The sequence below is a fragment of the Microbacterium sp. Soil_N32 genome (assembly GCF_057655505.1).
Window position 1 is genome coordinate 596,323 of the sequence record NZ_JBDGME010000019.1, and the last position, 14,441, is coordinate 610,763.

Consider the following 14,441-nt stretch of genomic DNA (forward strand, 5'->3'; position numbering starts at 1 on the left):
GTCAGTCGTCCGCGACGTCGACGCGCACGCGGCGTCCGTCAGCCAGAGCGGCCACGAGCGTGCGCAGTGCCTTCGCAGTGCGGCCGCCGCGCCCGATCACACGTCCACGGTCGTCGGGGTGCACGCGCACCTCGAGCAGATCGCCTCGCGGCGAGGTGGAAGCAGTGATGCGCACATCGTCAGGATGGTCGACGATCCCCTTGACGATGTGTTCGAGCGCGGCGGCGAGCACGACGGATTACTCCGCGTCGGCGGCGGGGGCCTCAGCGGCCTCCGCGTCAGCGGCGGGAGCGTCCTCGGCCGGAGCCTCGGCCTTCTTCTCTGCCTTGGGCTTGATGACCGACTTCTTCGAGGAGTCGACCTCGAAGCCGGCCTTCGGCTCGGCGACCTTGAGGGTCGACTTCGCGTCCTTGTCGCCCTTGAAGGTGCCCCAGTCGCCCGTGATCTTGAGGATGGCGGCGACCTGCTCGGTCGGCTGAGCGCCGACGGACAGCCAGTACTGCGCCCGCTCGGAGTCGACCTCGATGAACGAGGGCTCCTCGGTGGGGTGGTACTTTCCGATCTCCTCGATCACGCGACCGTCGCGCTTGGTGCGCGAGTCGGCGACGACGATGCGGTAGTACGGTGCACGGATCTTGCCCATGCGCTTGAGACGAATCTTGACAGCCACGATTCTCCTGAATGGTGTGGAAGGAAACGAACCGGTCGCCTGGAGCGTGGGGTGCACACCCGGCGGAAGCTCAAAAGGTGTCGACGGATGCTGGATAGAGGGTCGAGCACATCGTCCGACCCTCTATTCTGCCAGATGCCGTCGCCGGGAGCGAACCGACGCACCCGCGCGTCTCCGCCTCGCAGCTCCCCCGTGCCAGACTGAGCACGTGAAGCTCGAGTTCGCCCCCTCAGCCCGCTCCACGGTCGGACTGGAGTGGGAGATCATGCTCGCCGATCCGGATTCCGGCGATCTCGTCGGCCGCGCGCCCGAATTGCTCGCCGATCTCGAGGAGCAGAGCGCGAGCGAACGGCACACGGTCACCGGAGAACTCCTCACGAACACGATCGAGGTCACGAGCGGGGTCGGCGACTCGGTCGCGCACGCCGTCGACGACATCGCCCGGGCGATCAGCGCCGTCAGATCGGCGACAGATCCGCTCGGCATCGAGCTGCTGTCGGCCGGCAGCCACCCCTTCGCCCAGTGGTTCGACCAGAAGGTCACCGACAAGACGCGCTATCACACGCTCATCGAACGCACCCAGTGGTGGGGGCGCAACATGATGATCTGGGGCATCCACGTGCACGTGGGCGTCGAGGATCGGCGCAAGGTCTTCCCGATCATCAACGCGCTGACCGCATACCTTCCGCATCTTCAGGCGCTCGCGGCGTCGAGTCCGTTCTGGGCCGGCGAGCGGACCGGGTACGCCTCGAACCGGGCATTGGTGTTCCAGCAGTTGCCGACCGCCGGGCTTCCCTGGGCCCTGGAGGACTGGGCGCAGTTCGAGACCTATCTCGACGACATGGTCCGCACCGGGGTGATGCGCGACGCATCGGAGGTCCGCTGGGACATCCGCCCGGCGCCGAAGTGGGGCACCATCGAGGTGCGCGCCTGCGACGGGATGTCGACGCTTCCGGAACTCGCCGCGATCGCGGCCCTCGTCCAGGTTCTCGTGGAGCACTTCTCCCGGATCCTCGACGAGGGCGGACGCCTGCCCATGCTGCCCTCGTGGTTCCACCGGGAGAACAAGTGGCGGGCTGCGCGCTACGGTCTCGACGCCCGATTGATCGTCGCGGCAGACGGCACGCAGCGACCGGTGCGCGAGCACCTCACCGAGACCATCGGCGAACTCGCCGCGGTCGCGGTCGATCTCGGATGCGCACCGGAGTTCGCCAGCGTGGCCGGCATCCTCGCGGGCGGCGCCAGCTACGAGCGCCAGGTCGCCGTCGCCGATGCGGCCCAGGGCGACCTCACGGCCGTCGTGCAGCACCTCATCCGGGAGTTCCGCACGGGGCCCCGGGGTTCGACACCCGCGGGCTGAGATCAGCCGTCCGCGAGCCGGCGCGCCAGCCCTTCGTCGAGCACCACGTCGGTGACCAGCTCCGCAGCGATGGCTGCGCGCAGGCTCGCCAGCTTCGGGATGCCCGCCACGACGCAGACCCGACGCGGCACGCGGCGGAGGCGATCGAGGCCGGGCCCCGTCGCCCTCGCGTTGAGCCGGATGTCCCGCCACGATCCGTCGGAGCGGAAGAACACCGTCGCGACGTCGCCGATCGCGTGGTCCTCGCGGAGGCTGCGGTAGTCGTCGCGGCCGAGGTAGCCGCCCACGTAGACGCGACTCGGCACCTCTGCCGACGGCGAGCCAAGGCTGAACACGGCGATGTCCATCTTCGACTGGAGGTCGAGCACTCGCCGTGTGCTCCGCTCGCGCCACATCGCCTCCCGGGTCGCGGGATCGTCGAAGAACGCGGGCACGGGGAACTGCTGCACCTGCGCGCCGAACGCACTGCCGAACCGCTGGAGGATGTCGCTCGAGTACTCGACGCCGCTCGTCTGGGTGTTCCCCGCGCCGTTGAGCTGCACGAACGTCGTGTTGTGCGTCTCCTTCTGTGTGAGCTCCCTGCTCACCGCGCTGATGGTCGATCCCCAGGCGACGCCGACGATCATGTTCGAGTCCACGAACTGCGACAGCAGGCGACCGGCGGTGAGTGCGACGCGCTCCAGGCGCTCGACCTCGCTGACGATCTCCGGCATCGGCACGACGTGGGCGGCGATGCGGTGGCGGTCGCGGATGCGCTGCTCCAGCATCCCGAGCCGCTCCAGCGGCGAATTGATGCGGATGTCGACGAGGCCGGTCTCCCGCGCATAACTCAACAGACGTGAGACCGACGATCGCGACGTGCCGAGCTCGCGAGCGATGACCTCCATGGTCTTGTCCTGCATGTAGTACAGCTGCGCCGCCGTGAGCGCAGCCACCATCCGCCCGTCTCGCGAATGCGCACTGTGATCCGCCATGATCGCCTCCTCCCCCGATCCTTGCACATATGTGCAGTGGGCTTGCGCGCGCGGCACGAGAGGGCCACGCTGGGTGGCAAGCAAGGAAGAGAGCTCGTCATGATGGAATCGACACACTCATCTCCGGAGCGCGACGACGTCCGCTCCGTCCGCGAATCGGGCCGCACCACGGTGCTGCTGATCGGGGGTGGCATCAACGGCATCTCGACGTTCCGCGACCTCGCCCTGCAGGGTGTGGATGTGGTGCTCGTCGAACGGGGCGACTTCGCGTCCGGTGCGTCCGCCGCGTCGAGCCACATGATCCACGGCGGCATCCGCTACCTCGAGAACGGTGAGTTCCGACTCGTCCGCGAGTCGGTCGAGGAGCGCAACGGCCTGCTGCGCATCGCGCCCCACTACGTCAAGCCGCTGCAGACCACGATCCCGATCTACTCGACGTTCTCGGGCATCCTCTCCGCGCCCCTGCGCTTCCTCACGCACAAGAGCGGCAAGCCGAAAGAGCGCGGTGCGTTCCTCATCAAGGTCGGCCTCACGATCTACGACACGTTCTCCCGCGACGGCGGCAGCGTCCCCCGGCACCGCTTCCTCGGGCGCAAGCGTTCGCTCGCCGAGCTCCCCTCGCTCGACCCCGACATCAAGTACACCGCGACGTACTACGACGCCTCGATGCACGACCCCGAGCGTCTGGCGCTCGACGTGCTGCAGGACGGCCGCGCCGCCCACCCCGGCGCACGTGCGCTCAACTACGTCGAGGCCATCGCCCGCGATGGCGAGAAGGTCGTCCTCCGCGACCGCGAGAGCGGCACCAAGTTCACCGTGACGGCCGACGTCGTCGTGAACACCTCCGGGCCGTGGACCGACCTCACGAACGACGCGCTGGGTACCGAGACCCGCTACATGGGCGGCACCAAGGGCTCGCACATCGTGCTCGACCACCCCGAGCTCCTCGCCGCCACGCGAGGCCGTGAGATCTTCTTCGAGCACTCCGACGGACGCATCGTCTTGATCTACCCGCTCAAGGGCCGCGTCCTGGTCGGTACCACCGACATCGATGCCGACCCCGGTCAGATCGCGGTGTGCACCGAGGAGGAGGTCGACTACTTCTTCGACCTCATCCACCACGTGTTCCCGAAGATCGCCGTCGACCGCTCGCAGATCGTGTACCGCTTCTCGGGGATCCGCCCTCTGCCGCGTCACGAGGACACCGCCCCTGGCTTCGTCTCCCGCGACTACCGCATCGAGGTCGACCAGAAGGGCGCCGTGCCGCTCGTCAGCCTCGTCGGCGGCAAGTGGACGACGTTCCGCGCTCTCGGCGAGTCGCTCTCGGACGTCGTGCTCGGGCTGCTGAAGCGCACCCGCACCGTCTCGACGGCCGGCCGCGCGATCGGCGGCGGACGCGACTTCCCGCGCACCGAGAAGGCGAAGCGCATCTGGTTCGAGGAGAACCTCGCCGGCGCCGGCGACCGGGCCGAGAAACTGCTGGCCCGCTACGGAACCCGAGCCGCCGATGTCTGGGCGTACGTCTCGCAGGGCGTCGATGCTCCCCTCGCCGGTGGGCAGCTGTCGACGCGGGAACTCGAGTGGATGGTGCAGAACGAGCTGGTGGCGCGCCTGCAGGACATCGTGCTGCGGCGCACGAGCATCGCCTTCACCGGAAACGCGGATGCCGCGGTGCTCGACGAGATCGCCGACGCGCTCGCGCCGATGCTGGACTGGGACCGCGATCGGCACGATGCTGAGATCGAACAGACCCGCCTGCTGCTGAACGAGCGGCACGGCCTCGACATCCCGTCCCGCGCTCGCGGCTGACGGGAGTGACCGTCGCCCTCCTCGCGACGCACCCCACATAAGGAGCCACGGCAGAGGGGCCGTGGCTCGCAAGAAAGGTCAAAGAAGACATGCCTGATGTCAATCTCGGTCTGTATTTCCTCTCGGAATTCGTCGGCACCGCGATGCTCATCCTCCTGGGTGGAGGTGTCGTCGCCAACGTCGCGCTCGCGAAGACCAAGGGATTCGGCGGCGGGTTCCTGATGGTGAACTGGGGATGGGGACTCGCGGTGTTCGTGGGTGTCCTCGTCTCGCAGTACTCCGGTGCGATCCTGAACCCCGCCGTCGGTATCGGCCTCCTCATTCGCGGAACCATCGACTTCCCGCAGTTCCTCGTCGCCACCGGCGCTGAGCTGCTCGGAGCGATCCTCGGTGCGATCCTCGTCTGGCTGGCCTACAAGCAGCACTTCGACGACGAGCCCGACGCGGCCAACAAGCTCGGCGTGTTCTCGACCGGCCCGGCCATCCGCTCCTACGGCTGGAACCTCGTGACCGAGATCATCGGCACCTTCGTGCTGGTGTTCGCGATCTTCGCCTTCGCCGACCTCGGCGACATCGAGATCGGCGTCCCCGGCGGCCTCGGCCCGCTCACCGCCCTGCCCGTGGCCTTCGTCGTGATCGCGATCGGCGCATCGCTCGGTGGCCCCACCGGCTACGCCATCAACCCGGCCCGTGACCTCGGCCCGCGCATCGCACACGCGATCCTCCCGATCAAGGGCAAGGGCTCCAGCGACTGGGGCTACGCCTGGGTGCCGGTCGTCGGACCGCTCATCGGTGGTGCCCTCGCGGCCCTCGCCGCTCCCGTCCTGCTGGGCCTGGGCGCCTGACGCCCGTCCGATAGCGAAAATTCGAAGGAGAACACACTATGGCCGACTACATCCTCGCCATCGATCAGGGAACCACCTCGAGCCGCGCGATCATCTTCGACAAGAAGGGGAGCATCATCGCGACGGGCCAGAAAGAGCACGAGCAGATCCTGCCGAAGGCCGGCTGGGTCGAGCACGACGCGACCGAGATCTGGCGCAATGTGCAGGAGGTCATCGGTCTGGCTCTGAGCCGCGCCGACCTCACCCGCCACGACATCGCCGCCGTCGGCATCACCAACCAGCGCGAGACCGCGGTGGTCTGGGACAAGACGACCGGCAAGCCCGTCTACAACGCCATCGTCTGGCAGGACACGCGCACGCAGGAGATCGTCGACCGCCTCGCGGCGGACGGCGGCGTCGACCGCTTCAAGTCGATCGTGGGCCTTCCGCTCGCGACCTACTTCTCGGGCACGAAGGTCGCCTGGATCCTGGAGAACGTCGACGGCGCGCGCGAGAAGGCGGAGGCCGGCGATCTGGTGTTCGGCACCACTGATAGCTGGGTGCTCTGGAACCTCACCGGTGGCACCGAGGGCGGCGTGCACGCCACCGACGTGACCAACGCCTCGCGCACGCTGTTCATGGACCTGGAGACGCTGCAGTGGCGCGACGACATCCTCGAGATCTTCGGCGTTCCGCGCTCGATGATGCCCGAGATCCGTTCCTCCTCCGAGGTCTACGGCGCCGCCGAGAGCTCGTCGCTGCTGCGCGAGACGCCGATCGCCGGCATCCTCGGCGACCAGCAGGCGGCGACCTTCGGGCAGGCGGCCTTCCAGACCGGCGAGAGCAAGAACACCTACGGCACGGGCTGCTTCCTGATCTTCAACACGGGCGAGGAGATCGTCCACTCGAAGAACGGTCTCCTCACGACGGTCGGATACAAGCTGGGCGACCAGCCGACGCACTACGCGCTCGAGGGTTCGATCGCCGTCACGGGCTCGCTGATCCAGTGGCTGCGCGACCAGCTTGGCATCATCTCCTCCGCCCCCGAGGTGGAGAAGCTGGCCGAGAAGGTCGACGACAACGGCGGCGTGTACATCGTGCCCGCGTTCTCGGGCCTGTTCGCTCCGTACTGGCGCTCCGACGCCCGCGGCGCGATCGTCGGCCTCACCCGCTACGCGAACAAGAACCACATCGCGCGCGCCGCGCTGGAGGCCGTCGCCTTCCAGACGCGCGACGTCCTCGATGCGGTCAATGCCGACGCAGGTGTGGACCTCTCGGAGCTCAAGGTCGACGGCGGCATGGTGGCCAATGACGCGCTCATGCAGTTCCAGGCCGACATCCTCGGCGTGCCCGTCGTCCGCCCCGTCGTGGCCGAGACGACCGCACTGGGCGCGGCTTACGCCGCGGGTCTCGCCGTCGGTTTCTGGAGCGGTCTCGACGACCTCTCGTCGAACTGGCAGGAGGACCGCCGCTGGGAGCCGTCGCTCGACGAGGCCGAGCGCGACCGCCAGCTGCGTCTGTGGCGCAAGGCCGTCACGAAGTCGATGGACTGGGTCGACGAAGACGTGAAGTGATCACGATTCGCTGACAGGGGCGGGTCCGGAGTCCTCTCCGGGTCCGCCCCTTCCGCGTGCAGGGGCGGATGCGCGTTCCCAGACCGAGAGGAACGCTGCGGTGACGCGGCGCGGCGCCTGTGCATCCCAGACGGCGTACTGGATGCGATGCGGACCGTCGGACAACGGCACCGCGGCCACGTCCGGGGCGTGCTGCTCCGCCGTCACGGGGTCGACGAGAGCAACCGCGAGCCCGTGCGCGACGAGCCCGAGCAACAGGTCCGCCGTGCCCACCTCGAACGCGACATCGCGGGCGACGCCGGCGTCGGCGAAGGCGGCATCGCTCTGCGCGCGTCCCGAGCTGCCCGCGGGGAAGTCCGCGAACGTCTCGCCGACGAGGTCGGCCAGACCGACCCTGCGGCGGTGCGCGAGCGGATGGTGGCGTGACACCGCCACGACGTGCCGGTCGACCGCGAGGTGCTCCAGCGCGACTCCGCGCGGTTCGTCGCCCGGTCGGACGCCGAGGAAAGCGAGGTCGAGCGCCCCGCGGCGAACCTCGTCCACGAGATGGTCGCTGTTGCCCATGACGAGTTCGATCCGCACCTGCGGATGCGCTCGACGGTACACGGCGAGCAGTTCGGGGACGCGCACGGCCGTCACGGTCGGAATCACGCCGAGACGCAGGGTGCCGGTGAGCTCCCCCGCCGTCTGCGCGACGACCTCCCGCGCCCGCTCCGCCGACGTCACCGCAGTGCGGGCGTGCTCGAGGAACGCCTCGCCGGTTTCGGAGAGTCGCACGGATCGACTCGAGCGGATGAACAGCCGGTGCCCGAGTTCGCGTTCGAGGGCGGCGATCTGGTGGCTGAGTGCGGACTGGGTGACGAAGCACCGCTCTGCCGCGCGCGTGAAGCTCCGCTCCGCTGCCACCTCGACGACGTACCGCAACTGCTGCAGATCCATACATCCATGATCGTTGCTCATCACGATGGTGACAATTCTGCGTTGGACTCATGATCGACCGAGGCCGAGGCTGGATACATGCCTCGTTGGTCCACCATCGCCCTCACCGCTCTCGCCCCTGCCGCATGGGGTACCACTTACCTCGTCACCACCGAGATGCTGCCGCCGGGGCATCCGCTCTTCGCCGCGCTGATGCGATCGCTGCCCGCTGGCCTGATCGCTCTCGCGATCACGCGGCGTCTGCCTCGCGGCACCTGGTGGGGGAAGGCGCTGGTGCTCGGTTCTCTGAACATCGGGGTGTTCTTCGCCCTCTTGTTCATCGCCGCCGAGCGATTGCCGGGCGGCGTCGCTGCCGCCGTGGCCGGTGCGCAGCCGCTGATCGTGCTGGGCCTCGGGGCGCTCGTGCTGCGCGAGCGCATCCGGCCGCTGGGCGCGACCGCGGCAGCGGCAGGCACGCTCGGCGTGGCGCTCATCGTGCTCGGGCCGGACGCACGCCTCGACGGGTGGGGGGTTCTGGCTGCGATCGGCGGGGTCGCCGCGACGGGCCTGGGGATGGTGCTGACGAAGCGGTGGGGGCGCCCGGCGGACGTGGGGCCCGTGGCCTATGCCGGGTGGCAGCTCACGGCGGGCGGCCTGGTGCTGCTCATTCCCGCCGTGGTCATCGAGGGCGCGCCAGGCACGATCGACGGCGTGGCGGTCCTCGGATACGCCTGGCTGGCGACCGCGGGAGGACTCGTCGCGTACACGCTCTGGTTCCGGGGTGTGCAGGTGCTCCCCGTGCTCGCCCCCGGGCTCCTCGCGCTGCTCTCGCCGGTCGTCGCCACCGTGCTCGGCGTCGCCGTCGCCGGCGAGTCGTTCTCGGGGATTCAGGGGCTCGGCGTCGCCGTCGTCCTCACTGCGCTGGTCGCCGGGCAGTTGCTCGCACGACCGCGTCGGATCAGTTCTTCCCGAACAGCTTCTGGATCTCGGCGAGGTCGGCCTCGCTCGGAGCCTTCGCACCGCCCAGCCCGAAGCCGGATCCCGTCCCGGGGGTCGCGGCCGTGAGGCCCGCGTTCTCCGCCGCGCGCTTCGCGGGGTTGCCCGAGCGCGACCGTGCACCGGACGACTTGCCCTTCTTGCCGCGCTTCGTCGACGATCCCGGCCGCCCCATGCCCGGCACCGGTCCCATCCCCGGGATGTTCGGGGTGCCGCCGCGGGCGACGGTCTTCATCATCTTCGCCGCCTGCTCGAAGCGTGCCACGAGCTGATTCACGTCGGTCACCGTCATGCCCGATCCGCGTGCGATACGCAGACGGCGCGAGCCGTTGAGGACCTTGGGGTTGCGGCGCTCGCCCGGCGTCATCGAACGGATGATCGCCTCGGTGCGGTCGATCTCGCGCTCGTCGAAGTCTTCGAGCTGCTGCTTCATCTGACCCATGCCGGGGAGCATCCCCAGCATCTTCTTCATCGAGCCCATCTTCTTCATCTGCTGGAGCTGCTCGAGGAAGTCTTCGAGGGTGAACTGCTCGGTCGCGATCTTCTCGGCGACCTTCATCGCCTCTTCCTCGTCGAAGGCCTGCTGAGCCTGTTCGATGAGGGTCAGGATGTCACCGAGGTCGAGGATGCGGCTCGCCATGCGGTCGGGGTGGAACGGCTCGAGGTCTTCGAGACGCTCACCGGTCGAGGCGAAGATGATCGGGCGACCGGTGACCGAGGCGACCGAGAGGGCCGCTCCACCGCGCGCGTCACCGTCGAGCTTCGACAGGACGACGCCGGTGAAGTCGACGCCCTCCTGGAAGGCCTTCGCGGTGTTGACCGCGTCCTGACCGATCATCGCGTCGATGACGAACAGCACCTCGTCGGGCTGCACCGCCTTGCGGATGTCCGCAGCCTGCTTCATGAGCTCGGCGTCGACACCGAGCCGACCGGCGGTGTCGATGATCACCACGTCGTGCTGCTGGCGCCGCGCGTGCTCGACGCCGTCGCGCGAGACCTTGACCGGGTCGCCGACGCCGTTGCCGGGCTCGGGAGCGAAGATCGTCGCCCCCGCCTGCTCGGCCACCACCTGCAGCTGGTTCACGGCGTTGGGGCGCTGCAGGTCGGCCGCGACGAGCAACGGCGTGTGCCCGTCGTTCTCGAGCTGCCTGGCGAGCTTGCCGGCGAAGGTGGTCTTGCCCGAGCCCTGCAGACCGGCGAGCATGATGACGGTCGGTGCGGTCTTGGCGAACTGCAGGCGGCGCTGCTCGCCTCCGAGGATCTGGATGAGTTCCTCGTTGACGATCTGGACGACCTGCTGCGCAGGGTTCAGGGCCTTGTTGACCTCATCGCCGAGCGCGCGCTCGCGCACCTTGGCGGTGAAGTCCTTGACGACCGGCAGCGCCACGTCGGCGTCCAGCAGCGCCCGGCGGATCTCGCGGACGGTGCCGTCGACATCGCTGGCGGTGAGCTTTCCCTTCGTGCGCAGATTGCGGAAGGTCTCGGTGAGCCGATCGGAGAGCGTGCCAAAGGTAGCCATGGTGCTCCGATTCTACGCGAGGACGGCGTCCTCGTCCGCCGCCCGCCAGGGCAGATCGTGGATCACGGCGAAGGCGTCGGCGAGGACAGTGCGGGGGGACCCGCGGCCTGCGCCCTGCTCGGCCCAGACGCGCAGTGCCGTGAGCACCGCGGTGGCATAGGCGGCGCCGACGATGTCGGCGCGGACGACGTCGACACCGGAGGCCCGCGCCGCGCCGGCGATGGCGGCCGACAGACGGGCGAGCCGCAGTCCCGTCTCGCGTTCCAGCTCCTCCTCGACCCCCATCGCGGCGGCATTGCGCAGCGCGAGCGCGAGCGGATCGGGTTCGAAGCCCTCGACCACGCCGACGAGGATGCCCCGCACCGTGCCGCCCAGGTCTTCCGACCCGGCATGGGACAGCGCATCGACGGCCTCTGCGATGCGCTGGTCGATCCCCGACCACAGGACGTCGCTCTTCGACGAGAAGTAGTTGAAGAAGCTGGATCGGCTGACGCCCGCGCGCTGAGTGATGTCCGCGACCGAGGTCGCCGCGTAGCCGCGCTCAAGGAACAGTTCGCACGCGGCCTCGGCGAGCGTCTCGCGCGACGACGAGCGGGGGCGTCCTGCTCGGCCCTGGGTGGTCATCCCTTCACGGTACCGCGCCCGGCCGGTGCGCCGGAACGCTGGACGGAGGCGTATTGTTGGACGCGCTCCAGAAAATGCACCAGGAGGACAGATGCTCGACATCATCACCGCGGGGCTCTCCCCCGACCTCGTGCCGTATGCGGACGGATGGGCGCTGCAGCGTCGTCTGCACGCCGACATCGTCGACGGCACGCGCCCGGACACCCTCGTCCTCCTCGAGCACGAGGCCGTGTACACGGCGGGCAAGCGCACCGAGCCGCACGAGCGACCCACGGACGGCACCCCTGTCGTCGATGTGGATCGAGGCGGCAAGATCACCTGGCACGGGCCCGGCCAGCTGGTCGGCTACCCGATCGTGCGACTTCCCGAGCCGATGGACGTCGTCGCCCACGTGCGGCGACTCGAGCGACTCCTCATCGATGTCCTGCGCCCCTGGGGCGTGAAGGGCTATCAGGTCGAGGGACGCAGCGGCGTCTGGGTACGACGCCCTCTCTCCGAGGACAAGGTCGCCGCGATCGGCGTACGCGTGCAGCAGGGCGTCACCATGCACGGGTTCGCTCTGAACTGCGACAACACGCTCGCCGGGTTCCGCGGCATCATCCCGTGCGGCATCACCGACGCCGGCGTCACGACCGTCAGCGAGGTCGTCGGCACCGACGTCTCCCCCCGCGACATCTCCGCCTCGATCATCGAGGCCTTCACCACCGAATACGCAGGAGTCACCGCATGACCGCCGTTCCCGATGGGCGCAAGCTCCTCCGCCTCGAAGTGCGCAACGCCGAGACGCCGATCGAGCGCAAGCCGGAGTGGATCCGGACCAAGGCCAAGATGGGACCGGAGTACACCGCCCTGCAGTCGCTGGTGAAGAGCGAGGACCTGCACACCGTCTGCCAGGAGGCGGGGTGCCCGAACATCTTCGAGTGCTGGGAGGATCGCGAAGCGACCTTCCTCATCGGCGGCTCGCAGTGCACGCGACGGTGCGACTTCTGTCAGATCGACACGGGCAAGCCCGCCGACTACGACACGGACGAGCCCCGTCGCGTCGCCGAGAGCGTGCGCCGCATGCAGCTGCGCTACGCGACAGTGACGAGCGTCGCGCGGGACGACCTCCCCGACACCGGCGCCTGGCTCAACGCCGAGACCGTGCGCAAGATCCACGAACTCAATCCGAACACGGGCGTGGAGCTGCTCGCCAATGAGCACAACGCCGACCCCGCCTTCCTCGGGCAGATCTTCGATGCGCGCCCCGAGGTCTTCGCGCACAACGTCGAGACGGTGCCGCGCATCTTCAAGCGCATCCGTCCGGCGTTCCGCTACGAGCGCTCGCTCGACGTGATCACGCAGGGACGGGATGCCGGTCTCATCACCAAGTCCAACCTCATCCTCGGCATGGGCGAGGAGCCGGAGGAGGTCGTGCAGGCGCTGAACGACCTGCACGAGGCCGGGTGCGACATCATCACGATCACCCAGTACCTGCGTCCGTCGCCGCGTCACCTGCCGGTCGCGCGATGGGTGAAGCCCGCCGAGTTCGTCGAGTTCAAGGAGGAGGCCGAGCGGATCGGGTTCCTCGGCGTGCTGGCCGGGCCGCTGGTGCGGTCCTCGTACCGCGCGGGTCGTCTGTGGGCGCAGTCGATGGCGTCGAAGGGACGGGAGATCCCCGCGCACCTCGCGCACATCGCGGAGAGCGCCGACCTGGGGTTCGCGCAGGCCGTGTGAATCGTCTCGGAGACGGCGGCGTCGTCAGTCGGAGCTCATGACCGACTGGACGCTGCCGTCGGAACCGAGGTTCACCAGCAGAACGTCGTCGGTCGTGCCCGCGTCGAGGGCGTACTCCAGCACCGCGAACGGCTCGGAGCCACCGTGCTCGTCGGCGAGGATCGTCATGCTCATGAGGCGCAGCGAGCGGATGATGTCGACGGCGGCGTCGCCCGAGACATCCACGAGAACGTCGGGCAGCTCGTCGCCGTAGGCCTCCTGCTGCTGCAGGATGTACTCGGTGACCTCGCTCGTGCGATCGTCGACCTCTGCCAGCATCCCCCGACGGGCCGTGCCGTCGACCGTCTCGAGGCCGGCGATCAGCGAGGCGGCGATGTCGAGCGCCTCGGTCGACACGTCGTCCTGGTCGGGGGCGGTCAGGTCGACGGTGACGCTCTGATCGCCGAGCTCGACCGTCTCCGACCAGAAGATCGAGCCGTCCGGCCCGGAGGACAGGAGCCCGAAGTAGTCGTGTTCGATCGCCATAACGCTATGAAACCAGCCTCGTGCTCGTGACGGTAGCCCCGTGTCAGCCGACGAGCGACTGCACGAAGACGTGGGGGGTGAAGCCGGTGAGATCGTCGATCCCCTCGCCCTGACCGAGCAGCTTCACCGGGATGCCGGTGCGCTCCTGCACGGCCAGCACGAACCCGCCCTTGGCGGATCCGTCGAGCTTCGTGAGCACCAGTCCGGTGACTCCGGCGTGCTCGAGGAAGGCCTCGGCCTGCATGACGCCGTTCTGGCCGGTCGTCGCATCGAGCACGAGCAGGACCTCGCTGATCGGCGCCTGCTTCTCGACCACGCGACGGATCTTGCCGAGCTCGTCCATGAGCCCGCCCTTGGTGTGCAGACGGCCGGCCGTGTCGATGATCGCGATCTCGATGCCCTCGCGCTTGGCGTACTCGATGGTCTGGAAGGCGACGGACGCCGGGTCCTGCCCCTCGTGCTGGGGGCGCACGATCGCCGCGCCGCCGCGCTGGGCCCAGGTCGCGAGCTGGTCGACCGCAGCGGCGCGGAACGTGTCCGCCGCACCGACCACCACGCTGCGCTCGAAGCCGCGGAGGAACTTCGTGAACTTGCCGATGGTCGTGGTCTTGCCGACCCCGTTGACTCCGACGACGAGCACCACCGCGGGGCGCTCGGTGAGCTTGAGCGTGGTGTCGAACTTCGCGAAATGCTCCTCGAGCGTCTCGCGGAGCATCCGCTGGAGGTCCTTCGGGTCGGTCGTGCGGTACCGCTCCACCTTCGCTCGGAGCTCGTCGACGACGCGCTCGGTGATGTCCGGCCCGAAGTCGGCCGTCAGCAGCGCCGTCTCGAGGTCGTCCCAGGTCGTCTCATCGATCGTGGGCTTGACGAACATGCCGCGCAGTGCGCGACCGAGGGACCAGGACTTCTCCGCCATGCCCCCAGCCTACGGG

General features: G+C 68.8%; 15 protein-coding genes. 7 read left to right on the forward strand and 8 right to left on the reverse strand.

What is annotated here, in order from left to right:
* Position 1 precedes the first annotated feature (1 nt).
* Both AC3A3J_RS11055 and rpsP read right to left on the reverse strand, forming a co-directional pair.
* Positions 2-232, reverse strand: coding sequence for an RNA-binding protein (locus AC3A3J_RS11055; protein ID WP_487672317.1), 231 nt, complete (start codon positions 230-232; stop codon positions 2-4).
* A 6-nt stretch (positions 233-238) separates the two neighbouring features.
* Positions 239-670, reverse strand: coding sequence for a 30S ribosomal protein S16 (rpsP, locus tag AC3A3J_RS11060; RefSeq protein ID WP_487672318.1), 432 nt, complete (start codon positions 668-670; stop codon positions 239-241).
* Positions 671-878: 208 nt separating this feature from the next.
* On the opposite strand from rpsP, the gene AC3A3J_RS11065 reads away from it, so the two are divergent.
* Positions 879-2,030 carry a glutamate--cysteine ligase gene (locus AC3A3J_RS11065; RefSeq protein ID WP_487672319.1) on the forward strand — a complete coding sequence of 384 codons (1,152 nt, stop codon included), beginning with the start codon at positions 879-881 and terminating at the stop codon, positions 2,028-2,030.
* A 2-nt stretch (positions 2,031-2,032) separates the two neighbouring features.
* Here AC3A3J_RS11065 and AC3A3J_RS11070 read toward each other — a convergent pair whose 3' ends face one another.
* A complete protein-coding gene (locus AC3A3J_RS11070; RefSeq protein ID WP_487672320.1) occupies positions 2,033-3,004 on the reverse strand; it encodes a sugar-binding transcriptional regulator in 972 nt (323 codons plus the stop codon).
* A gap of 99 nt (positions 3,005-3,103) precedes the next feature.
* On the opposite strand from AC3A3J_RS11070, the gene AC3A3J_RS11075 reads away from it, so the two are divergent.
* The 3 genes from AC3A3J_RS11075 (at position 3,104) to glpK (ending at position 7,211) form a co-directional block, all read left to right on the forward strand.
* On the forward strand, positions 3,104-4,813 hold the full coding sequence (locus tag AC3A3J_RS11075; RefSeq protein ID WP_487672321.1) for a glycerol-3-phosphate dehydrogenase/oxidase: 1,710 nt from the start codon (positions 3,104-3,106) through the stop codon (positions 4,811-4,813).
* Between the two features lie 89 nt (positions 4,814-4,902).
* Positions 4,903-5,658: an MIP/aquaporin family protein gene (locus AC3A3J_RS11080; RefSeq protein ID WP_487672322.1), complete on the forward strand. Its 756-nt coding sequence runs from the start codon at positions 4,903-4,905 to the stop codon at positions 5,656-5,658.
* A gap of 38 nt (positions 5,659-5,696) precedes the next feature.
* Entirely contained in the window at positions 5,697-7,211 is a 1,515-nt protein-coding gene (gene glpK / locus AC3A3J_RS11085; protein WP_487672323.1) for a glycerol kinase GlpK, read from the forward strand.
* Here glpK and AC3A3J_RS11090 read toward each other — a convergent pair whose 3' ends face one another.
* Positions 7,212-8,171, reverse strand: a complete 960-nt coding sequence (locus tag AC3A3J_RS11090) for a LysR family transcriptional regulator (RefSeq protein WP_487672324.1) — start codon at positions 8,169-8,171, stop codon at positions 7,212-7,214.
* 57 nt (positions 8,172-8,228) lie between these two features.
* Between AC3A3J_RS11090 and AC3A3J_RS11095 the strand changes: the two genes are divergently transcribed.
* A complete protein-coding gene (locus AC3A3J_RS11095; RefSeq protein ID WP_487672325.1) occupies positions 8,229-9,194 on the forward strand; it encodes an EamA family transporter in 966 nt (321 codons plus the stop codon).
* Here AC3A3J_RS11095 and ffh read toward each other — a convergent pair.
* Together ffh and AC3A3J_RS11105 are read right to left on the reverse strand one after the other, a co-directional pair.
* A complete protein-coding gene (gene ffh / locus AC3A3J_RS11100; protein ID WP_487672326.1) occupies positions 9,088-10,644 on the reverse strand; it encodes a signal recognition particle protein in 1,557 nt (518 codons plus the stop codon). The two genes, AC3A3J_RS11095 and ffh, sit on opposite strands and share 107 nt — an antisense overlap.
* Before the next feature lie 12 nt (positions 10,645-10,656).
* Complete coding sequence (locus tag AC3A3J_RS11105; RefSeq protein WP_487672327.1) at positions 10,657-11,268, reverse strand: TetR/AcrR family transcriptional regulator; 612 nt, start codon at positions 11,266-11,268, stop codon at positions 10,657-10,659.
* Positions 11,269-11,359: 91 nt separating this feature from the next.
* Between AC3A3J_RS11105 and lipB the strand changes: the two genes are divergently transcribed.
* Entirely contained in the window at positions 11,360-11,998 is a 639-nt protein-coding gene (lipB, locus tag AC3A3J_RS11110) for a lipoyl(octanoyl) transferase LipB (RefSeq protein ID WP_487672328.1), read from the forward strand.
* Entirely contained in the window at positions 11,995-12,984 is a 990-nt protein-coding gene (gene lipA, locus AC3A3J_RS11115; protein ID WP_487672329.1) for a lipoyl synthase, read from the forward strand. The genes lipB and lipA overlap by 4 nt, the downstream gene beginning before the upstream one ends.
* Before the next feature lie 24 nt (positions 12,985-13,008).
* Here the strand turns inward: lipA and AC3A3J_RS11120 are convergent, their stop codons facing one another.
* Together AC3A3J_RS11120 and ftsY are read right to left on the reverse strand one after the other, a co-directional pair.
* Positions 13,009-13,509: a DUF2004 domain-containing protein gene (locus tag AC3A3J_RS11120; protein WP_487672330.1), complete on the reverse strand. Its 501-nt coding sequence runs from the start codon at positions 13,507-13,509 to the stop codon at positions 13,009-13,011.
* Between the two features lie 43 nt (positions 13,510-13,552).
* On the reverse strand, positions 13,553-14,425 hold the full coding sequence (ftsY, locus tag AC3A3J_RS11125) for a signal recognition particle-docking protein FtsY (protein WP_487672331.1): 873 nt from the start codon (positions 14,423-14,425) through the stop codon (positions 13,553-13,555).
* Positions 14,426-14,441 lie beyond the last annotated feature (16 nt).

What these genes read in the sequence shown, in the direction of transcription:
- AC3A3J_RS11070 (WP_487672320.1), bottom strand. Translation starts at nt 3,004, where the DNA reads ATGGCGGATCACAGTGCGCATTCGCGAGACGGGCGGATGGTGGCTGCG.
- AC3A3J_RS11075 (WP_487672321.1), top strand. Translation starts at nt 3,104, where the DNA reads ATGATGGAATCGACACACTCATCTCCGGAGCGCGACGACGTCCGCTCC.
- AC3A3J_RS11080 (WP_487672322.1), top strand. Translation starts at nt 4,903, where the DNA reads ATGCCTGATGTCAATCTCGGTCTGTATTTCCTCTCGGAATTCGTCGGC.
- glpK (WP_487672323.1), top strand. Translation starts at nt 5,697, where the DNA reads ATGGCCGACTACATCCTCGCCATCGATCAGGGAACCACCTCGAGCCGC.
- AC3A3J_RS11090 (WP_487672324.1), bottom strand. Translation starts at nt 8,171, where the DNA reads ATGAGCAACGATCATGGATGTATGGATCTGCAGCAGTTGCGGTACGTC.
- AC3A3J_RS11095 (WP_487672325.1), top strand. Translation starts at nt 8,229, where the DNA reads ATGCCTCGTTGGTCCACCATCGCCCTCACCGCTCTCGCCCCTGCCGCA.
- ffh (WP_487672326.1), bottom strand. Translation starts at nt 10,644, where the DNA reads ATGGCTACCTTTGGCACGCTCTCCGATCGGCTCACCGAGACCTTCCGC.
- AC3A3J_RS11105 (WP_487672327.1), bottom strand. Translation starts at nt 11,268, where the DNA reads ATGACCACCCAGGGCCGAGCAGGACGCCCCCGCTCGTCGTCGCGCGAG.
- lipB (WP_487672328.1), top strand. Translation starts at nt 11,360, where the DNA reads ATGCTCGACATCATCACCGCGGGGCTCTCCCCCGACCTCGTGCCGTAT.
- lipA (WP_487672329.1), top strand. Translation starts at nt 11,995, where the DNA reads ATGACCGCCGTTCCCGATGGGCGCAAGCTCCTCCGCCTCGAAGTGCGC.
- AC3A3J_RS11120 (WP_487672330.1), bottom strand. Translation starts at nt 13,509, where the DNA reads ATGGCGATCGAACACGACTACTTCGGGCTCCTGTCCTCCGGGCCGGAC.
- ftsY (WP_487672331.1), bottom strand. Translation starts at nt 14,425, where the DNA reads ATGGCGGAGAAGTCCTGGTCCCTCGGTCGCGCACTGCGCGGCATGTTC.